Raw genomic sequence first — 20,320 nt, 5'->3', positions numbered from 1 at the left:
TGCGCACCTTGCCAAGGGAACCACCCTTGGCAGCGGCGCGCGCCTTGTAGCGACAGCGTTTGGACACAACGCGACCCATGAAACGAATGTCAACAGACCCTACACTTCCACCACCGCCCACCTCATGCGCGAGCACCGCCGATGAACGACTTCTGGGATCACCAGTTCAGCCAGCCCGGATACCGCTACGGCCAGCAGCCCAACGCCTTCCTTGCCGAGCAGGCCCATCGCCTGCCCGCCGGCAGCCGCGTGCTGGTACCCGGCGACGGCGAGGGACGCAACAGCGTCTGGCTCGCCGGACAAGGCCATCGGGTCACCGCCATCGACCAGTCGCGGGTCGGCCTGGACAAGGCCGAGGCCCTGGCCGCCCAGCGCGGCGTGGCCCTGCGCACCCGGCAGGCGGATCTGGCCCTCTGGGCACCGGAAGCCGGTGAATGGGACGCGGTGGTGCTCACCTACGTCCACCTGCCGCCCGTGCTGCGTGCCACCGCCCACCAACGCCTCTGGCAAGGCCTCAGACCCGGCGGCTGGTTCCTGCTGGAAGCCTTCTCCCCCGCCCAGCTCGGCCGGCCCAGCGGCGGCCCGCCGGATCTGGCGATGCTGTATTCCCTCGCGCAGCTGCACGAAGACCTGACCCCGGTGGGCGGCGCACAGGCGGAGCAGCACGTCGCCTGGGAAGGCCGGGTGCACCTCGACGAAGGCCCCGGCCACCAGGGCGAAGCGGAAGTGGTCCGGCTCCTGCTGCGCAAGGCCGTATGACGAAACCGCCCCCCGCGCAGGCTCCGAAACCGCGTTCCCTCTCCATTCGCGGGAAGGGAAATGCGGCCCATGGAGCGCCTCCCGGCATATTCACGCAGCGGGCCCATGCATTGACCCCCGCGCCCGCCACAAGGAAAATGAGAACGATTACCGATTAAACCGCCAGCCCGGCCATCCCTCAGTGCGGCCCGGCCAGTGCCCTTACGGAGAGCAGGCATGAGCGCCGCCGCCCGACCCGACCACGGCATCGCCGAGCTCTACGCCGAACACCACGGCTGGCTGCTGGGCTGGCTCAAGCGCAAGCTGGGCAACCACGGCGATGCGGCCGATCTGGCGCAGGACACCTTCATGCGCCTGATGTGCTCGCGCGAGGACACCCCCGAACGCCGGGCCAACTGGCAACTGCGCGAACCACGCGCCTATCTCTCGGTGGTCGCCGGCCGGCTGGTGGTCAATCTGTACCGGCGCCGCAGCCTCGAAGCCGCCTGGCTGGAAGCGCTGGCGCAACAACCGCCCGCACTGGCGCCGTCTCCGGAAGAGCGCCTGCTGATCCTCGAAACCCTCAACGAACTCGACGCGCTGCTCGACGGCCTGCCGCCCAACGCACGCGCCGCCTTCCTGCTGGCGCAGATCGAAGGCCTGCGCCAGGCCGACATCGCCGCGCGCCTGAACATCTCGGAACGCTCGGTGAAGCGCTACCTCGTGCAGGCCATGGCGCGCTGCATCCTGCTCGCGCCATGAGTTCCTCCGCACGCGCCGCGCCGCCATTCGACGAAAGCACCGCCCTCGCCGCGGCGGAGTGGTATTTCCGCCTCCAGGAAGGCGCCTCACCGGACGAGCAGACCGCCTGCGCCGCCTGGCGCGCGGCTGACCCGCGCCACGAACTGGCCTGGCAGCGCGCCGAACAGCTGGGCAAGACCCTGGCCGGCCTGCCGCCGCAACTCGCCCTGCCCATCCTCAACCGCAAGCGCGCCAACGGCCGCCGCAACGCCACCAAGGCCCTGGCGCTGCTCCTGTGCGCCGCGCCGGCCGGCTGGTTGGCGTGGAACAGCCAACCGGCCCGCGAACGGCTCGCTGAACACCGCAGCGCCACCGGCCAGCGGCGCGAGATCACCCTGGCCGACGGCACCCGGGTGCACCTCAACACCGCCTCGGCGGTGGACGTGCGCTACGACGCGCACGCCCGCGTACTGCAACTGCACGCCGGCGAAATCCTGGTCGACACCGCCCCGGACCCCCACTCCCCGCCCCGCCCGCTGCGCGTGGAAACCCGCCACGGCGCCGCGCACGCGCTGGGCACCCGCTTCACGGTCCGCCAGGAAGCCGACCACACCCGGGTGAGCGTCCTGGCCGGCACGGTGCGCATCCAGCCCGCCGGCAGCCCGGCACACATCGTCCTGCAACCCGGCCAGCAGGCCCGCTTCACCCAAACCACCCCCGGCACCCCGCAGGACGCCGACCCGCAGGGCACGGAGTGGACGCGCGGCCTGCTGATCGCCCGCAACATGCGGCTGGACGACTTTGCCGCCGAACTGGCGCGCCACCGCCCCGGCCTGCTGCGCTGCGATCCGGCGGTGGCCGACCAGCGCATCTCCGGCGTCTTCCAGCTGGACGACACGGACGCCATCCTGGCCAGCCTGCCCCGCGCCATCCCGGTGCAGGTGCATTCCCGCAGCCGCTACTGGGTCACACTGGCCCCGGCCGGCACCGGGCACTGAAAAAATTTTCTGCGCGCTGTCCCTTTTCGCGGTGCTCGCGTGTGAATGAACGGAAACCCCTTCATCCACACACAGGAAACACCGCAATGCGCCAACCACACGGGCCCGCCTGCCCCACCCGGCTCACCCGCCCCGCACACGCCGTCCGCCACGCCCTGCTGGCCCTGACGCTGCTCACCGCCGGCGGCACCGTCTTCAGTGCCCCGGCCACCGCCGACACCCAATCGACGGCCGACCAGGGCCGCATCGCCTACGACCTCGCCGCCGGACCGCTGGAACAGGTGCTCACCGAATTCGCCGCGCGCGCCGGCATCAGCCTCACCATCCCGCCCGCGCTCGTCGCCGGCAAGGCCAGCAACGGCCTGCAAGGCCGCTACGCCATCGAGGACGGCCTCGCCCGCATTCTCGCCGGCTCCGGCCTCGAAGCCAGCGGCAGCGGCCGGACCTACGTGGTCGTCGCCCGCCCCGGCGGCGAGGTGCGGCTGGCGCCGGTGACCGTCACCGCGCAAGGCAGCCGCGGCGGGGCGACGGAAGGCACCGGCCGCTACACCTCGCCCGCGCCGCTGACGACGGCCACGCCGCTGGGGCTGACGGTGAAGGAAACGCCGCAGTCGGTCAGCGTCATCACCAGGCAGCGCATGGAGGATCAGGGGCTGACCACCATCCAGCAGACGCTGGAGCAGGTGCCGGGCATCAAGACCGGCTCGCTGGGCACTGAGCTGGGCAATGCCAGCGCACGCGGCTACGCAATCGCCAACTATCAGTACGACGGCGTGAACACCTTCGTCGAAGTGCTCGGCGGCGGAGCCGTGCCGTCGGCCACCACGGCGGACATGGCGATCTACGACCGCGTCGAGGTGCTGCGCGGCGCTTCCGGGCTGGTCACCGGGGCGGGCGATCCTTCCGGCACCATCAACATGGTGCGCAAGAAGCCGACCGCCGAGTTCCAGGGAGCGGTCGAGGCGGGCATCGGCTCATGGGACGACAAGCGCGTGGTGCTGGACCTTTCCGGCCCGCTCAACGAGGCCCGCAGCCTGCGCGGCCGGCTGATCGCGGTGGCCCAGGGTGCCGGCAGCTACATCGACCACTACGGCAGGAAGAAGGGGCTGGTCTACGGCGTGGTCGAAGCCGATCTGACCAGCACCACCCGCCTGACCGCCGGCCTTGAGCATGAACGCACCAAGGTCAAGGGCCAGGGCTCTTTCGTAGGCTTTCCACTTTGGTTCAGCGACGGCACGCGCACCGACCTGCCGCGCTCCTTCACCGCCTCAAGCCGGAATAACTGGCTGAATCTGGAATCCACCAAGGTATTCGCAACGCTGGACCAGCAACTGGCCAATGACTGGACGCTGAAGCTGTCCGCCAACCATGGGCGTTTGTCGCATCGAGATGGGCGTGTCTATCTGGCATCCAACAACGGCTTCGCCGATCTCGCGGGCGATGGGCTCAGACTCAACGCTACGCAGCGCATCGGCCACATCGAACAGAGCACCGTAGACCTCAACCTGCGCGGCCCTTTCACACTGTTTAGCCGTCAGCATGAACTGGTGTTGGGTGCGACTTATGAAGACTACGAACAACCCATCAACCGGTATGACGACACCAGCGGCCTGCACGGCACCGCCTTCAATCTGTTCTCGTGGGATCGGACGGGGGCTGGCGTTTACGGTTCGGCCGCCGCAGTCATTTCAGGCTATACGATGGAACAGACGAGTCTGTATGGGGCCGCACGTTTCCAGGTAAGCGACAGGCTGAAACTGATCGCAGGCACCCGTGTTTTCTGGCAGGACTACGATTTCGCCGAAGACTGGGCTGGGGGCCACTATGGCACGACCAGTTCGGAAGACAGCGTCTTCACGCCTTACGGCGGTTTCGTTTACGACATCGACAAAGTCCACAGCGCCTACGCGAGCTACTCCACGATCTATAAAGCTCAAACAGTTCGCGATCGCAATGGCGCCGTACTCGACCCACGCGAGGGCGCGAACTATGAAATCGGCCTCAAGAGCGACTGGCTGGATGGCAGGTTGAATACCGCTGTGGCGCTCTACCAGATCCGCCAGGACAACCTGGCCGAGTCTGATCCTGGTTATACCGTGCCCGGCACCACGAACACGGCAGCCTACCGTGCCGTCAAGGGGGCCAAGACCACTGGCGTGGACGTGGAGGTTTACGGTGCGCTCAGCCGGGGTTGGAACGTCTCCGCTTCATGGACGTACGGCCAGACCAAGAATGCCGATGGCGACCGTATCAATACCACCTTCCCGCGCCACATGGTCAAGCTGTGGACCACCTACCGCCTGCCCGGGGAGTGGAACCGCCTGACCATCGGCGGCGGCGCCAACTGGCAGAGCAAGACCTACTCCACCGTCAGCGCATGGCAGATCGGCCGCGACCTGCATTGGGAGCAGAAAGCGTATGCGGTGGCCAATCTGATGGCGCGCTACGACTTCGACGACAAACTGTCGGCCACGCTGAACGTCAACAACCTGTTCGACAAGAAGTACATCGCCTCGGTATCCGACTGGTGGTATTCCGGCATGTACGGAACTCCGCGCAGCGTAGCGCTGAACCTGCGCTACAACTTCTGATCGGCCCGCCCAGGCACGCGATGCCCGGCATGCGCCGGGCTCGCGCATTGACGGGCCGGGCGATGCGGTCCAGAATCCCGCACGAAACGGAATAAATCTTCGCCAATCAGCAGGTTAGCCCCTGTTCCGGCCACCTGCGCGGCGAATGGCACGATGTTCCGTTTCTTCCGGTGCCGCCTGCCGGCCCGCTTCCACCCGCCACCGCCCGACGAGATTCGCCATGTGCCAGCTTCTCGGCATGAACTGCAACGTGCCGACCGACATCTGTTTTTCCTTCACCGGCTTCCAGGCCCGTGGCGGGCTCACCGACCACCACCGCGACGGCTGGGGCATCGCCTTCTTCGAAGGGCGCGGCGCGCGGGTCTTTCTCGACCCCATGCCCAGTGTGGAATCGCCGGTGGCCGAACTGGTGCGCCACTACCCGATCCGCTCGCTCAACGTCATCGCCCACATCCGCAAGGCTACGCTGGGCGAGGTGCGCCTGGAGAACACCCACCCGTTCCAGCGCGAACTGTGGGGGCGCTACTGGATCTTCGCGCACAACGGCCATCTGCGCGATTATGCCCCCAGGCTCTCCGGGCGCTTCCTGCCGGTGGGCGACACCGACTCCGAACTGGCCTTCTGCCACGTGCTCGACACCCTGGCGCAACGCTTTCCCGAGCCGCCCGCGCCCGCCGAACTGTTCGAGGCGCTGCGCGAGCTGGCGGCGGAGATCGGCGCGCATGGCACCTTCAACTTCCTGCTGTCCAACGGCGAGCGCCTGTTCGCCCACTGCGCCAGCCTGCTGTCCTACATCGTGCGCGCCGCGCCATTCGCCCACGCCCACCTGGCCGACCAGGACGTCACCGTGGACTTCAACGACCTGACCACGCCCGACGACCGCGTGGCGGTGATCGCCACCACCCCGCTGACCGACAATGAACAGTGGGAGCGCATCCCCCCCGGCACCCTGCTCGCCTTCCATCTCGGCATGCCGGAAGCCCATGCGCAGACCGGCGCGGCCAGCGCTGAAAACGTCACGAACGGGGCCTGAATCCCGTACCACCGCATACTCATCGGGGGTACATTGAGCGTGTCCAGCCACCCCCGGCCTCACCCGAAGGAAACCGCCATGTCCTGCCCGCTGTGCCGGCGCACCGACGAACTGCTGCTCTGGGAAGACGCGCACTGCCGCGTCATCCGTGTCGAGGACGAGCACTATCCGGGCTTCTGCCGGGTGATCTGGAACACCCACGTGGCCGAGATGAGCGATCTGCCCTCCGTGCAGCGCCAGCACCTGCTCGACGTGGTGGTCGCCACCGAACAGGCCCTGCGCGCCACGCTGCACCCGGACAAGATCAACCTCGCCAGCCTGGGCAACATGGTGCCGCACCTGCACTGGCACGTGATTCCCCGCCACGCCGGCGACCGCCACTTCCCCGATCCGGTGTGGGCCGCGCCGCGCCGCGACGGCATTCCGCTGGCGGCGCCCGGCGACGAGGCCCTTTCCGCCGCCCTGCGCGACGCCCTGCGCGCCACGCGCACATAAAGCCCCGAGCGCGAGGCCGCACGCCATGGACCTGCATCCCGCCGCCTGCCTCGCCCTGCTGCCCAAGCTCGACGTGCTGGAGGCCGACGAGCTGCACGCCACCCTGGTCCGGATGCTGGACGGCCTGCTGCACGGCATGCCGCCGATCAACCAGCACCTGGAGGTGCTGGAGGCCGCCCGCGCCCAGGTCGCGCGCGTGCAGGCCGAACAGGCGCTGCGCTACGCCTCGCGCCCGCTGCCGCCCGACAGTGCGGAAAACGCCACGTTGCTGAAGGTGGTCTCGCTGTGGCGCATCCTGGCGCGCTCCTACGCGCGCATCGCGCAGCAGGACGCGCCGCACGGCACCCTGGCCGAGCAGCACCCGCTGCTGCTGCAACGCCGCCTGCACTACACCGGCCAAGCCCTGCTCGAATATCTGCGCGCGCACCGCACCGTGCCGGCCGGCTTCTGGGCCGATCTGCACGAATGCTACGTGCTCGCCGAACGCGCCGGCAGCACACGGGCGCGCGTGCCCGATCCGCTCAATGAACCCTGGGGCGCGCAGAGCGCGCTGGAATCCTACGCGGCCGTGCTGCTGGTCGAACTGGCCAACCCCTTCGGACGCGATGAACGCGAATTCGCCTGGGTATGCGCCTGGGCGCGGCGCTTCGCGCCGTACTGCGAGCTGGACACCACGGCCGACCCCGCGCGGCAATCCGGCTACGCGCTCGATCTGGCCCTCGACCAGGCCCTCCGCCCGCTCGGCCAACTCAGGCCCGCGCCGGGGTTGCGCATCTTCGACGGCAGCCGGCTGGCCGGGCAGATCCAGGCCGCACATGCCCGGCTCAAGCAGGGCGGCACACCGGCCTCGCTGGGTCTGGGAGACTGTCCCCCCGTGGCCGCCGGACGCCTGCTGGTTTCGCTGTACCGCCCCTGGGGCCTGGCCTCCGCCGGACGGCGTTTCCCGCGCCGCGGCGCGCACGGCCAGGCGGCGCTGTGCGGCGACTGGCTGGCCATCGGCTATCACGTGGGCGGCCGCATCTTCGAACAACCGCGCCCGCGCGATGAGGTGAAGAGCCTGCGCAGCGACATCGGCCTGATGACCTTCGGCGAACGCGCGCCCGAGGTCGAGTACCCGCATACGGCCGCCGAGCGCGCACACGAGGCCGAGCGGCTTGGTTTCGCCTGTGTGCGCTGGCGGATCGCCGACCAGTCGGTGGGCGGCTTCCGCCTGACCCAGTCGGAGGAGCACGAACGCCTCGAACACCGCCAGTTGATCAGCCTGCTGCCGCCGGACGGCGAGCACTATCTGCTCGCCCGCATCAGTTGGCTGATGTACCGCGAGGACGGGGTGATGGAAGCTGGCGTGCGCATCCTGCCCGGTCTGCCGGAAGTGGTGGCCGCGCGCATTGCCACGCTGCGCGCGGGCAATCGCGGGCCGTACAGCCAGGCCTTCCTGCTGCCCGGCAATCCGGCGCTGAAGACCGGCGACACGCTGGTCCTGCCGGACGACTGGTTCCAGGCCAGCCGCGTGCTGGAACTGGTGCGCGCCGGCCAGCCCTTGCAGGTGCGCCTGCTGCGCCGCCAGGAAGACGGCCCGAACTTCGTTCAGGCCACCTTCGAGCCGGTGCGGGCGCCTTGATAAGGCCAGTCTGCGCGCTCAGGCACGCGCCGGGGCAAGGCGCGCAGCCGGGAAGCGCACGCTGAAACGGCTGCCCTGGCCGAGTGTGCTGTCCACCTTCAGTTCGGCCTGATGACGGGTGAGGATGTGCTTGACGATGGCCAGCCCCAGCCCGGTGCCGCCGGTTTCTCGCGAACGCCCCAGATCCACACGGTAGAAGCGCTCGGTGAGGCGCGGCAGGTGGTGGGGTTCGATGCCGATGCCGGTGTCTTCCACGGTGAACTCGCCGCCGTGGATGTCACCGCGCCAGATCAGGCGCACCTTGCCCCCCGGCGGGGTGTAGCGCACGGCGTTGCTCGCCAGGTTGGCGAAGGCGCTGTGCAGTTCCTTCTGGCTGCCCAGGATCACGCCGCCACCCTGGATGTCCAGACTGACCTCGTGGCGCCCGGCCGACAGCAGGTCGGTCTGCTGGTGCACTTCGCGCAGCAGGCCGACCACGTCCACGCGCTCCTCGACCGGTGCCGGGGCGCCGGTTTCCAGCGCCGACAGGGTGAGCAGATCCTCGATCAGGCGCTGCATGCGCGAGGACTGGTCGTGCGCGAGCTGCAGGAAACGCGCGACATCCTCGCGGGAGAAATCGTCCCAGCCGTCCAGCAGGGTTTCCAGGAAGCCGCTGACCACGGTCAGCGGGGTGCGCAGTTCGTGCGAGACGTTGGCAACGAAATCGCGCCGCATGGTTTCCAGCTTTTCCAGCTGGGTGACGTCGCGCGAAACCACCATCTTCTGTCCGTCGCCGAAGGGAATGATCTGCACCAGCAGGATCAGCCCGCGCCGGCGCGCGGATTCCATCACCAGCGGCTCGGCGTACTGCCCGGCCTGCAGGTAGTTGCAGAACTCGGGCTGACGCACCAGGTTGGTCACCGGCACGCCGAGGTCGGAGGACGAATCCAGGCCGAAATGGCGCTCGGCCTTCTGGTTGGCCCATTCGATGGCGTCCTGTTCGGACAGGTAGAGCACGCCGTCCGGCATCGCCTGGCTGGCCTCGCGGAAACGCGCCAGCGCGGCCGAAAGTGTCTCGCGCATGCCGTGGGCGACGCGCGCGCGGCGTTCCAGTTCGGCGAACACGCGGTCCCAGGCGCCGCTCGCGCGCGGCACCGGCGTGCCGATCGGCGCGCGCGTCCAGCGCACCAGCTTTTCCACGTTGCGCAGATGGTAGGCGCAGAACGGCAGCACACCGCCCAGCACGATCACCAGCGCCGCCCAACGCCCGCCGAATATCCCGGCCAGCGCGGCGGCGGCGGCGAGCAGCCCGAGGACCGTGCCGGCCTCGACCCAGATATAGCGCGTCGATCCGATGGTCATGCTCCCCCGCGATCCGAACAGCGGGAAATTATCGCACGGGGCCGGATTGCTCCGGCTGCACCGAGAAGCGGTAGCCGCTGCCGCGCACGGTCTGGATCAGGCTGTCGTGTCCGGTCGGCTCCAGCGCGCAGCGCAGGCGGCGGATATGCACGTCCACCGTGCGCTCCTCGACGAACACGTGGTCGCCCCACACCTGATCGAGCAGTTGCGCGCGCGAGTGCACGCGCTCCGGGTGCGTCATCAGGAAGTGCAGCAGACGGAATTCCGTCGGCCCCAGCGACAGGCCTTCATCGCCGGCGCTCACCCGGTGGGTGGCCGGATCCAGGCGCAGGCCGCCCAGCTCCACCGCATCCTCGGTGGCCTGCGGCGCGCGGCGGCGCAGCACGGCCTTGATGCGCGCGACCAGCTCACGCGGGCTGAACGGCTTGGTGATGTAGTCGTCGGCGCCGATCTCCAGGCCGAACACCTTGTCCTGTTCCTCGCCGCGCGCGGTGAGCATGATGATCGGGATGCCGCGGGTACGCTCCTCGGCGCGCAGGCGGCGGGCGAACTCGATGCCCGACATGCCCGGCAGCATCCAGTCGAGCAGCACCAGATCGGGCAGCGCGTCGCGCACGATGCGCTGCGCGGTTTCCGCATCGGCCGCGCGCACCACGTGGTGGCCGGCACGGGCGAGGTTGGCGGCGATCAGTTCCTGAATCGCCGGTTCATCTTCCACGAGCAGGATATTGGCTGGCATGCTTGGACCTATGCTCCATTCGATGCGAAGCAGTGTATTGCAGCTATTTGAACTTTTGATGACACGTCATCCCTCCGCAACCTGCCCGGACGCACCGGAATGGGGCCGGCCGATTCGGGTATGATGGAGCCCTCCCCGGCAAGGCCCCCCGACATGGCAGGACTCGACTCGAACACCCCGCTGCCCACCGCGATCACGCTGCACCGCGGCAGCCGCGTGCTGGAAATCGCCTTCGCGGACGGCAGCACCTTCCGTCTGCCGTTCGAATTCCTGCGCGTCTATTCGCCTTCCGCCGAGGTACGCGGCCACGGCCCCGGTCAGGAAGTGCTGCAGCAGGGCAAGCGCGACGTGGAAGTGCTCGGTCTCGAACCGGTGGGCAACTACGCCCTGAAGCCGAGCTTCTCCGACGGCCACGACAGCGGCCTGTATTCCTGGGACTACCTGTACGATCTCGGCCGCCGCCAGGATGCGCTGTGGCAGGAGTATCTGGCCCGCCTCGAACGCGAAGGCGGCACCCGCGATCCCGCCCAGCTTCCCCCGCCCGCGCCGCGCGGCGGCGGCTGCGGCCACCACCACTGAGTTTTCCCCCGGCACGCACCGCGCCCCGCGACCTTTCCGCCCGACCCGGATCATGAACGACAAGACCACGCACTTTGGCTTCCAGACGGTAGCCGAGAACGACAAACGCAAGAAGGTGGCCGAGGTGTTTTCCTCGGTGGCCGGCAACTACGACATCATGAACGACCTGATGTCCCTCGGCCTGCACCGCCTGTGGAAGGTATTCGCCATCCAGATTTCCGGCGTGCGCGCGGGCGACCGCGTGCTCGACGTGGCCGGCGGCACCGCCGATCTCTCGCTGGCCTTCGCCAAGCGCGTCGGCCGCCAGGGCCAAGTCTGGCTCACCGACATCAACCACGCCATGCTCTCGCGCGGCCGCGACCGCGTGCTGGACAACGGCTTCCCCCTGCCGGTGGCGCAGTGCGATGCCGAGAAACTGCCCTTCCCGGACGACCACTTCGACTGCGTCACGGTGGCCTTCGGGCTGCGCAACATGACCCACAAGGACGTCGCTATCGCCGAGATGCGCCGCGTGCTCAAGCCCGGCGGCCGCCTGCTGGTGCTGGAATTCTCGCGCGTGTGGAAGCCGCTGGAAGCGGCCTACGACCTGTATTCCTTCAAGCTGCTGCCCTGGCTTGGCCAGCGCGTGGCCAACGACGCCGAAAGCTACCGCTACCTGGCGGAATCGATCCGCATGCACCCCGGCCAGGAAGAACTGAAGGGCATGATGGAACAAGCGGGCCTGGGGCGTGTCGATTACTTCAACCTCACCGCGGGCGTCGTCGCCCTGCACCGGGGCTACAAACTTTGAACCAAGGAGACTCCACCCGATGAAGCAACTGCTGCTCACCCTGTTCGTTACCGTTCTCACGTTCGGCCTGGCCGTGCCTGAAGCCGAAGCCAGACGCTTCGGCGGGGGCAGCAGTTTCGGCATGCAGCGCCAGGCCACGCCGCCCGCACAAGCGCCGCGCCAGGCCGCCACACCGCAGCGCCAGACCCAGCCGGCCGCCGCTCAGGGCGCGCAGCCGCGTTCGTCCTGGATGGGGCCGATCGCCGGTCTGGCCGCCGGTCTCGGCCTGGCCGCACTGTTCTCCCACCTGGGCCTGGGCGAGGAATTCGGCTCGCTGGTGCTGATGCTGCTGATGGCCGGTGCTGCGTTCTTCCTGTTCCGCATGTTCTTCCGCCGCCCCGCCGCGCAGGACGGCCGACTGCAATACGCCGGCGGCGCTGACGCCCAGCGTGCCCAACCCGCCGCGTTCGATGCCGGACGCCCGGTGAGCGGTGGCGCCAGCGCTGCGTTCGGCACCCAGGAAGCCGCTCCGGCTGGTGCCGCGTTGCCGGCCGATTTCGACGCCGAGGGCTTCGCCCGCCAGGCCAAGGTGCAGTTCATCCGCCTGCAGGCCGCCTATGATTCCGCCAATCTCGACGACATCCGCGAGTTCACCACGCCGGAAGTGTTTGGCGAAATCCGCCTGCAACTGGCCGAACGCGGCGCGGCGGAGCAGCGCACCGATGTGGTCGAACTCAATGCCGAAGTGGTCGAGGTGGCCGAAGAGGACAAACGCTGGATCGTCAGCGTGCGCTTCAACGGCCTGCTGCGCGAGGAAGCCGGTGCCGCGCCCGCGCCGTTCGACGAAATCTGGCATCTGACCAAGGCCAAGGACGGCAACGCCGGCTGGGTCATCGCCGGCATCCAGCAGGTGGGCTAAACTCCCGCCATCGCTCACAGCGCAAAGGGCGGCCCGGCCGCCCTTTTTCATTGCCATGCTCGATCAAGCCTTCATCGCCGTCCTCAACCATCTGCTTGCTGCGGCGCCCTGGGCGCGCGAACGCCTGGCGCCGCACGCCGGACTGACCGCCAGACTGCGGCTGGAAGCCTTCGAACTGCGTTTCGGCGTGGGCACGGACGGGCTGGCGACCCCCGCCGCCGCGGACGCCCCCGCCGACGTGGTGCTCGGCGTGCCGCTGGGCGAACTGCCCAACTTCGCCCTCGGCCGTTTCGAGGACGCCATGCGGCGCGTGCATCTGGAAGGCAACGCGGAATTCGCCGACGCGCTGGGCTTCGTGTTCCGCAATCTGCGCTGGGATGCGGAGGAGGATCTGGCCCGGGTGTTCGGCGACGTGGCCGCGCACCGCCTCGGCGAGACGGTGCGCGCGGCGGGCGTGGCGCAGCGCCGGCTGGTGGAAAGCGCCAGCGGCAATCTGGCCGAATACCTCACCGAGGAACGCGCACTGCTGGTCAGCGCTTCCGCCGGACGCACGTTCGCGGAAGACGCGCGTGCCCTGCGTGATGCGCTGGCACGCCTGGAAAAGCGCATCGAGCGCATCGAGCGCGCCCAACCCCGCCCGGCACGCTGAACGCAGGCAGGTTTCCGGGCACGGACGACAAAAAAGGCAGCCTGGGCTGCCTTTTTCTTTGCCGGACGCGGGATTCCGGAAGGAACCCCGCACGGACGATCAGTGGCCGCGCTTGCGCAGCTTCTGGATCGCCGCCAGCTGGGCGACGGCTTCGGCCAGTTCGGCCTGGGCCTTCGCGTAGTCCAGTTGCGAAGCCTGGCTGGCCAGGGCTTCCTCGGCCAGCTTCTTGGCTTCCAGCGCCTTGGCTTCGTCCAGATCGCGGCCGCGGATCGCGGTGTCGGCAAGCACCGTCACCAGTCCGGGCTGAATCTCGAGGATGCCCCCGGCGACGAACACCAGTTCGTCCTCGGCCTGGTTCGGCACCTTCACCCGCACCGCACCCGGCTTGATCCGGGTCATCAGCGGCATGTGGCCGGGCAGGATGCCCAGTTCACCCGCTTCACCCGGCAGTGCGACGAACTCGGCCAGCCCGGAGAAGATCTGCTCTTCCGCGCTGACGATGTCGACATGTACCGTCATAGCCATAGTGTTTCCTTTTCAGTACCGCGCGGCGCACGAGGCACCGCGCGGGCGGGCGGATTACTGGAGCTTCTTGGCCTTTTCGATGGCCTCGTCGATGTTGCCGACCATGTAGAAGGCCTGCTCCGGCAGGTGGTCGTATTCGCCGCTGACGATCGCCTTGAAGCCGGCGATGGTGTCCTTCAGCGAAACGTACTTGCCCGGGGAACCGGTGAACACTTCCGCGACGTGGAAGGGCTGCGACAGGAAGCGCTGGATCTTGCGCGCGCGGGCCACGGCCAGCTTGTCGTCCGGCGACAGTTCGTCCATGCCCAGAATCGCGATGATGTCGCGCAGTTCCTTGTACTTCTGCAGGGTCTGCTGCACCTGGCGCGCCACGTTGTAGTGCTCTTCGCCGACCACCAGCGGATCGAGCTGGCGGCTGGTGGAGTCGAGCGGGTCGACCGCCGGGTAGATACCCAGGGCGGCGATGTCGCGGGACAGCACGACGGTGGAGTCCAGGTGGAGGAAGGTGGTCGCCGGGGACGGGTCGGTCAAGTCATCCGCGGGCACATACACGGCCTGGATGGAGGTGATCGAGCCCACCTTGGTGGAGGTGATGCGCTCCTGCAAGCGGCCCATTTCCTCGGCCAGCGTCGGCTGGTAGCCCACCGCGGACGGCATGCGGCCCAGCAGTGCGGACACTTCGGTACCGGCCAGGGTGTAGCGGTAGATGTTGTCCACGAAGAACAGGATGTCGCGGCCTTCGTCGCGGAAGCGCTCGGCCATGGTCAGACCGGTCAGCGCCACGCGCAGACGGTTGCCCGGGGGTTCGTTCATCTGACCGAACACCATCGCGACCTTGTCGAGAACGTTGGAGTCCTTCATCTCGTGGTAGAAGTCGTTCCCTTCACGGGTCCGCTCACCCACGCCGGCGAACACCGACAGGCCAGAGTGCTGCTTGGCGATGTTGTTGATCAACTCCATCATGTTCACGGTCTTGCCCACGCCGGCGCCGCCGAACAGGCCGACCTTGCCGCCCTTGGCGAACGGGCAGATCAGATCGATCACCTTGATGCCGGTTTCGAGCAGTTCCACGGACGGGGACAGCTCGTCGAACTTCGGCGCCTTCTGGTGGATCGAGCGGCGCTCGTCGGTGCCGATGTCGCCGGCCTCGTCGATCGGGCGACCCAGCACGTCCATGATGCGGCCCAGCGTGGCGGGGCCCACCGGCACCGAGATCGGCGCGCCGGTACCGGACACCTTCATGCCGCGGCGCAGGCCGTCGGAAGAACCCAGCGCGATGGTACGCACCACGCCGTCGCCAAGCTGCTGCTGGACCTCGAAGGTCAGCCCGGCTTCGGCGAAGGAGTCGGCAGCGTCCTCGAGCTTCAGGGCGTCATACACCTTGGGCATGGCTTCGCGGGGGAACTGGATATCCACCACGGCGCCGATGCACTGAACGATCGTTCCTTGACTCATCGTTGTTTCCTTAAATCAATAATCCGTTACACCGCGGCGGCGCCGCCCACGATTTCCGACAGCTCCTTGGTGATCGCCGCCTGGCGGGTCTTGTTGTAGACCAGCTGCAGCTCACCAATGACGTTCTTCGCGTTGTCGGACGCGGCTTTCATCGCCACCATGCGCGCACTTTGTTCCGAAGCCATGTTCTCGGCCACCGCCTGGTAGATCAGCGCCTCGACGTAGCGCACCAGCAACTCGTCGATGACCACCTGCGGATCCGGCTCGTACAGGTAGTCCCACGAACCCTCCGGCGTACCGAGCTTGTCGCCGGACAGCGGCAGCAGTTGCTCCAGCATCGGCTCCTGCTTCATCGTGTTGATGAAACGGGTGAAGGCGATATACACCGCGTCGAGTTCGCCGTTCTGGTAATCGTCAAGCATGACCTTGACAGGCCCGATGAGCTTTTCCAGATGGGGCGTATCGCCCAGCTGCACCATATGCGACGAAACCTTGGCACCGATGCGCTGCATGAATCCGAGCCCCTTGTTGCCGATGCAGCAGGCACGGATTTCGGTAACGCCCTTGGCCTCCCAGTCCTTCATGGCGTTGATCGCCACGCGCTGGATGTTGGTGTTCAGACCGCCACACAAGCCCTTGTCGGTGGTGACCAGAATCAGCCCCAACCGCTTCACCTGCCCCGCCTGGGTCAGGAATGGGTGCTTGTAGTCGGTCACGTTGGCCTGGGACAGGTGAGCGGCCAGCTGGAGAACCTTCTCGGCATAGGGACGGGCGGCACGCATCCGGTCCTGCGCCTTGCGCATTTTGGACGCGGCCACCATTTCCATGGCCTTGGTGATCTTGCGCGTGTTCTGCACGCTCTTGATCTTGGTACGGATTTCCTTACCGCTAGCCATATTCCGTCTCCGTCCGCGGCCTCAGGCCCAGCTCTTCTTGAACTCGGCAATGGCGGCGGCCAGGGCCTTCTCGCCGTCGGCGTCGAGTTCCTTCTTGCTGAGGATGGCGGAAACCAGGTCGGCGTTCTTCGACTTGACGTGCGCCAGCAGGGCCGCTTCGAAGGCCAGCACGCGGTTCACCTCGACGTCGTCGAAGTGGCCGTTGTTCACCGCATACAGCACGATGGCCATTTCGGCGATCGACATCGGCGAGTACTGGGCCTGCTTCATCAGTTCGGTGACGCGGCGGCCGCGTTCCAGCTGCTTGCGGGTGGCGTCGTCCAGATCGGAGGCGAACTGGGCAAAGGCCGCGAGTTCGCGGTACTGCGCCAAGTCGGTACGGATACCGCCGGAGAGCTTCTTGATGACCTTGGTCTGCGCGGCGCCACCGACGCGGGACACCGAGATACCAGCGTTGATCGCGGGGCGGATACCGGCGTTGAACAGGTCGGTCTCGAGGAAGATCTGCCCGTCGGTGATCGAGATCACGTTGGTCGGCACGAACGCGGACACGTCGCCGGCCTGGGTTTCGATGACCGGCAGGGCGGTCAGCGAACCGGTCTTGCCCTTGACTTCGCCGTTGGTGAACTTCTCGACGTACTCTTCATTCACGCGCGCGGCGCGCTCGAGCAGACGGGAGTGCAGATAGAACACGTCGCCCGGATAGGCTTCGCGGCCCGGCGGGCGGCGCAGCAGCAGGGAGACCTGACGGTAGGCCCAGGCCTGCTTGGTCAGATCGTCGTAGACGATCAGCGCGTCCTGACCACGGTCGCGGAAGTACTCGCCCATGGTGCAGCCGGCGTAGGCGGCCAGGTACTGCATGGCGGCGGACTCGGAAGCGGTGGCGGCGACCACGATGGTGTATTCCAGCGCGCCGTTCTCTTCCAGCTTGCGCACCACGTTGGCAACGGTCGAAGCCTTCTGACCGATCGCCACGTAGACGCAGAACATGTCCTGGCCTTTCTGGTTGATGATCGCATCGACGGCCACGGCGGTCTTGCCGGTCTGGCGGTCGCCGATGATCAGCTCGCGCTGGCCGCGGCCGATCGGCACCATGGAGTCCACCGACTTCAGGCCGGTCTGCACCGGCTGGGAGACGGACTGGCGGGCGATCACGCCCGGCGCGACCTTCTCGATCTTGTCGGTGAGCTTGGCGTTGATCGGACCCTTGCCGTCGATCGGCTGACCGAGCGCGTTGACCACGCGGCCGACCAGTTCCGGACCGACCGGCACTTCCAGGATGCGGCCGGTGGCCTTGACGGTGTCGCCTTCGGTGATGTGCTCGTATTCGCCGAGCACCACGGCGCCCACGGAGTCGCGCTCCAGGTTCAGCGCCATGCCGAAGGTATTGCCGGGGAATTCCAGCATTTCGCCCTGCATGACGTCGGTGAGGCCGTGGATGCGGGTGATGCCGTCGGTGACGGACACCACCGTACCCTCGTTGCGCGACGTGGCGGCGAGCTGCAGGTTCTGAATCCGGCTCTTAATCAGATCACTGATTTCAGAGGGGTTGAGTTGCATGGATGTATGCTCCTAGTTCTTTAGCGCAGCGGCCATGTTCGCGAGCTTGCCGCGTACCGAGGCGTCGATGACTTCGTCGCCGACCGCGATGCGGACCCCACCGATGAGTTCGGGGTCGACACTGACCTGGATGTCGAGCTTGGACTTGAAGCGGGCTTCAAGATCACTCTTCAGCGAGGACAGGGTGGCATCGTCGAGCGGGAAAGCGGAGGCGATGAGGGCCTCCTGGACACCTTCGTGTTCGTTCTTCAACTGAACGAACAGGTCACGGATCTCCGGAAGCAGCTGCAGGCGTTCGTTGGCCACGAGGACACGGACGAAATTCTGCAGTTCGGCGGACAGTCCGCTCCCGCCCAGATCGAGCACCAGCTGGATCAGCTGGTCATCGGTCAGTTTGGGATCGGCGATGCAGGCCCGCATCTGCGGATCGGCGGCGATGGCTGCCAGCCGATCCAGCGCTTCCGACCAAGGCCCCAGCGCACCTGCCCCGCGGGCCAGCTCGAAGGCGGCATCCGCATAGGGGCGCGCGATGGTGACGTTCTCGGCCATGACTTATTGCAGTTCCTGTTTCAGGTTGGCGAGCAGGTCGGCGTGGGCCTGGGCGTTGATTTCCTTGCGCAGGATACGCTCGGCACCGGCCACGGCGAGCTGGGCGACCTGTTCGCGCAGCGCTTCCTTGGCGCGCTGGGCGGCCACACCGGCTTCGGCCTCGGCGTCCTCGCGGGCCTTGGCGACGATGCGTGCGGCTTCCGTGCGGGCTTCCTCGACCAGCGAGGCGGCCTGGCGTTCGGCCACGGCGCGCGTGTCACCAGCGGACTCACGGGCCTTGCGCAGTTCCTCGACGACCTTCTTCTCGGCCAGCGCGAGGTCGGCCTTGGCCTTGTCGGCAGCCGCGAGCCCGTCCGCGATCTTCTTCGCGCGCTCATCGAGCGCCTTCACGATCGGCGGCCACACGAATTTCATCGTGAACCAACCGAGAATGAAGAACACAACGAGCTGAGCGATCAGGGTTGCGTTCAGATTCACTGTTCTGTTCCCTCGATCAGATTAAGAGGAACCGAACCGATCAGAGCTGGAACGGGTTGGCGAAGGCGAACATCATGGCGATACCGACACCGATCAGGAACGCGGCGTCGATCAGACCGGCCAGCAGGAACATCTTGGTTTGCAGCGCGTTCATCAGCTCGGGCTGGCGGGCGGAGGCTTCGAGGTACTTGGAACCCATGATGCCGATACCGATACAAGCACCGATGGCACCCAGACCGATGATCAGACCGGCGGCCAGCGCGACAAAACCCAGAACGTTTTCCATGACGACTCCTTGTTTAGAGTGAGTGAGTTTAAAAAACCAGGTACAGCGAAAGAGAAACCTAAATCTTAGTGGCCTTCGTGGGCCTGACCGATGTACACCAGGGTCAGCATCATGAAGATGAAGGCCTGCAGGGTGATGATCAGGATGTGGAAGATCGCCCAGATGGTGCCGGCGAAGATGTGGCCGACGAAGCCGAACACGGTGGCGGTACCGCCGAGCAGGGCAATCAGGATGAAGACGAGTTCGCCAGCGTACATGTTGCCGAACAACCGCATGCCGTGGGAGACGGTCTTGGCGAGGAACTCGATGATCTGCATGGCGAAGTTGATCGGCCACAGCAGCGGATGGGCGCCGAACGGAGCGGTGAACAATTCATGCACCCAGCCGGACACGCCCTTGATCTTGACGTTGTACCAGAGGCACAGCAGCAGCACACCGCAGGACATGCCAAGCGCGGCGGACAGGTCGGCGGTGGCCACGACGCGCATGTAGGCGTGGGCGGGATCGCCGCCGGCGGCGGAGTAGATACCGGTCCACAGCATCGGGATCAGATCGACCGGAATCAAGTCCATCGCGTTCATCAGGAAGATCCACACGAACACGGTGAGCGCCAGCGGGGCGACGAACCTGCGCGACTCGGCGCTATGCACGATGCCCTTGGCCTGGTCGGCGACCATTTCCACGAGCAGCTCGACGAAACCCTGGAAGCGCCCCGGTACGCCGGAAGTGGCCTTGCGCGCAGCCCGCCACAGAATGAAGATGGTCAGCAGACCGAGGGCCAGCGACCAGAACATCGAATCGAGGTTGATGATGCTCCAATCGACGATCTGCGATTGGGGGTGGCCGCTGTTGTTGAGGTGTCCGAGGTGGTGAATGACGTATTCGGATGCGGTGGGCGCGTTTCCAGCCATGGTCAGGTCTTTACCAAAAATGCAAATAAATTCGCTTTCAGAGCCAGAATCAGCGCGATCAACAGCGCCCCCCAATGGGCGTCCGGATACAGCGCCAGACCCAGCACCAACAATCCCACGATCGACGCAACCTTGACGAGTTCGCCGACCACGAAGGAGGCCACGTGCGTCGCTCCGCCGCGCCGGGCCAGAGCCGCGAGGCGCAGAGCGAACAGCCAGCTTGGAATCACCACGGACAGACCGCCGATCATCGCCGAAACCGCCCCGCGCAGCCCGAAAAAAACGGCCGCGATGGCCGTTGCCAGGAATGTTGCGCCAAGCTGCAGTAAAACCGCCTTCAGCATGTGATCCGCGCCGCTGCGCCGCCCAGCCGCGCCACCGCTTCGAAAATCCCGGCAATCCTAGGGGTTAACCGTAACAAAGTCAAACCATCGGTGCGGTGCAGCAT

General features: G+C 66.9%; 22 protein-coding genes. 11 read left to right on the top strand and 11 right to left on the bottom strand.

The genetic code is table 11. The annotated features are described in order from the left end of the window. Nucleotides 1–141 precede the first annotated feature (141 nt). From E6C76_RS12065 to E6C76_RS12035, 7 genes are all read left to right on the top strand, one after another. Nucleotides 142–759 (top strand): class I SAM-dependent methyltransferase, encoded by a 618-nt coding sequence (locus E6C76_RS12065; RefSeq protein WP_136348494.1) that lies wholly within the window; start codon nt 142–144, stop codon nt 757–759. A gap of 216 nt (nt 760–975) precedes the next feature. Beyond that, entirely contained in the window at nt 976–1,500 is a 525-nt protein-coding gene (locus E6C76_RS12060) for a sigma-70 family RNA polymerase sigma factor (protein ID WP_136348493.1), read from the top strand. Continuing rightward, on the top strand, nt 1,497–2,477 hold the full coding sequence (locus tag E6C76_RS12055) for a FecR domain-containing protein (RefSeq protein ID WP_136348492.1): 981 nt from the start codon (nt 1,497–1,499) through the stop codon (nt 2,475–2,477). The genes E6C76_RS12060 and E6C76_RS12055 overlap by 4 nt, the downstream gene beginning before the upstream one ends. Before the next feature lie 86 nt (nt 2,478–2,563). Beyond that, on the top strand, nt 2,564–5,068 hold the full coding sequence (locus E6C76_RS12050; RefSeq protein ID WP_136348491.1) for a TonB-dependent siderophore receptor: 2,505 nt from the start codon (nt 2,564–2,566) through the stop codon (nt 5,066–5,068). 220 nt (nt 5,069–5,288) lie between these two features. After that, nucleotides 5,289–6,101 (top strand): class II glutamine amidotransferase, encoded by an 813-nt coding sequence (locus tag E6C76_RS12045; RefSeq protein ID WP_136348490.1) that lies wholly within the window; start codon nt 5,289–5,291, stop codon nt 6,099–6,101. A 78-nt stretch (nt 6,102–6,179) separates the two neighbouring features. Next, nucleotides 6,180–6,596 carry an HIT family protein gene (locus tag E6C76_RS12040; RefSeq protein WP_136348489.1) on the top strand — a complete coding sequence of 139 codons (417 nt, stop codon included), beginning with the start codon at nt 6,180–6,182 and terminating at the stop codon, nt 6,594–6,596. 25 nt (nt 6,597–6,621) lie between these two features. Then, nucleotides 6,622–8,217, top strand: coding sequence for a hypothetical protein (locus E6C76_RS12035; RefSeq protein WP_136348488.1), 1,596 nt, complete (start codon nt 6,622–6,624; stop codon nt 8,215–8,217). 18 nt (nt 8,218–8,235) lie between these two features. On the opposite strand, the gene phoR is transcribed toward E6C76_RS12035, so the two are convergent. Further along, complete coding sequence (phoR, locus tag E6C76_RS12030) at nt 8,236–9,558, bottom strand: phosphate regulon sensor histidine kinase PhoR (protein WP_136348487.1); 1,323 nt, start codon at nt 9,556–9,558, stop codon at nt 8,236–8,238. Nucleotides 9,559–9,586: 28 nt separating this feature from the next. After that, nucleotides 9,587–10,297 (bottom strand): phosphate regulon transcriptional regulator PhoB, encoded by a 711-nt coding sequence (gene phoB, locus E6C76_RS12025; RefSeq protein WP_136348486.1) that lies wholly within the window; start codon nt 10,295–10,297, stop codon nt 9,587–9,589. Nucleotides 10,298–10,450: 153 nt separating this feature from the next. Between phoB and E6C76_RS12020 the strand changes: the two genes are divergently transcribed. Genes E6C76_RS12020 through E6C76_RS12005 form a run of 4 tightly spaced genes read left to right on the top strand, consistent with a single transcriptional unit; the run spans nt 10,451 to nt 13,213 of the window. Beyond that, entirely contained in the window at nt 10,451–10,876 is a 426-nt protein-coding gene (locus E6C76_RS12020) for a gamma-butyrobetaine hydroxylase-like domain-containing protein (protein WP_136348485.1), read from the top strand. 52 nt (nt 10,877–10,928) lie between these two features. After that, entirely contained in the window at nt 10,929–11,666 is a 738-nt protein-coding gene (ubiE, locus tag E6C76_RS12015) for a bifunctional demethylmenaquinone methyltransferase/2-methoxy-6-polyprenyl-1,4-benzoquinol methylase UbiE (RefSeq protein ID WP_136348484.1), read from the top strand. A gap of 19 nt (nt 11,667–11,685) precedes the next feature. Continuing rightward, nucleotides 11,686–12,564, top strand: a complete 879-nt coding sequence (locus E6C76_RS12010; RefSeq protein ID WP_136348483.1) for a Tim44 domain-containing protein — start codon at nt 11,686–11,688, stop codon at nt 12,562–12,564. 55 nt (nt 12,565–12,619) lie between these two features. Next, nucleotides 12,620–13,213, top strand: a complete 594-nt coding sequence (locus tag E6C76_RS12005) for a ubiquinone biosynthesis accessory factor UbiJ (RefSeq protein WP_136348482.1) — start codon at nt 12,620–12,622, stop codon at nt 13,211–13,213. A 99-nt stretch (nt 13,214–13,312) separates the two neighbouring features. On the opposite strand, the gene E6C76_RS12000 is transcribed toward E6C76_RS12005, so the two are convergent. The 9 genes from E6C76_RS12000 to E6C76_RS11960 form a co-directional block, all read right to left on the bottom strand. Beyond that, entirely contained in the window at nt 13,313–13,738 is a 426-nt protein-coding gene (locus E6C76_RS12000; RefSeq protein WP_136348481.1) for a F0F1 ATP synthase subunit epsilon, read from the bottom strand. A 54-nt stretch (nt 13,739–13,792) separates the two neighbouring features. Further along, nucleotides 13,793–15,193 carry a F0F1 ATP synthase subunit beta gene (atpD, locus tag E6C76_RS11995; protein WP_136348480.1) on the bottom strand — a complete coding sequence of 467 codons (1,401 nt, stop codon included), beginning with the start codon at nt 15,191–15,193 and terminating at the stop codon, nt 13,793–13,795. Nucleotides 15,194–15,219: 26 nt separating this feature from the next. Continuing rightward, a complete protein-coding gene (gene atpG / locus E6C76_RS11990; RefSeq protein WP_136348479.1) occupies nt 15,220–16,089 on the bottom strand; it encodes a F0F1 ATP synthase subunit gamma in 870 nt (289 codons plus the stop codon). Nucleotides 16,090–16,110: 21 nt separating this feature from the next. After that, entirely contained in the window at nt 16,111–17,649 is a 1,539-nt protein-coding gene (gene atpA, locus E6C76_RS11985; protein ID WP_136348478.1) for a F0F1 ATP synthase subunit alpha, read from the bottom strand. Between the two features lie 12 nt (nt 17,650–17,661). After that, a complete protein-coding gene (locus E6C76_RS11980) occupies nt 17,662–18,198 on the bottom strand; it encodes a F0F1 ATP synthase subunit delta (RefSeq protein ID WP_136348477.1) in 537 nt (178 codons plus the stop codon). 3 nt (nt 18,199–18,201) lie between these two features. Next, entirely contained in the window at nt 18,202–18,675 is a 474-nt protein-coding gene (locus E6C76_RS11975) for a F0F1 ATP synthase subunit B (protein WP_136348476.1), read from the bottom strand. Between the two features lie 40 nt (nt 18,676–18,715). Then, nucleotides 18,716–18,961: a F0F1 ATP synthase subunit C gene (gene atpE / locus E6C76_RS11970; RefSeq protein WP_002925444.1), complete on the bottom strand. Its 246-nt coding sequence runs from the start codon at nt 18,959–18,961 to the stop codon at nt 18,716–18,718. A 65-nt stretch (nt 18,962–19,026) separates the two neighbouring features. Then, nucleotides 19,027–19,872, bottom strand: coding sequence for a F0F1 ATP synthase subunit A (gene atpB / locus E6C76_RS11965; RefSeq protein ID WP_136348475.1), 846 nt, complete (start codon nt 19,870–19,872; stop codon nt 19,027–19,029). A gap of 2 nt (nt 19,873–19,874) precedes the next feature. Further along, entirely contained in the window at nt 19,875–20,216 is a 342-nt protein-coding gene (locus E6C76_RS11960) for an ATP synthase subunit I (protein WP_136348474.1), read from the bottom strand. Nucleotides 20,217–20,320: the final 104 nt, after the last annotated feature.

The organism is Pseudothauera nasutitermitis (genome assembly GCF_004801295.1).
Classification (GTDB): domain Bacteria; phylum Pseudomonadota; class Gammaproteobacteria; order Burkholderiales; family Rhodocyclaceae; genus Pseudothauera; species Pseudothauera nasutitermitis.
The sequence above is the reverse complement of the archived record's forward strand: the minus strand, read 5'-3'. Positions and strand labels throughout refer to the sequence as shown.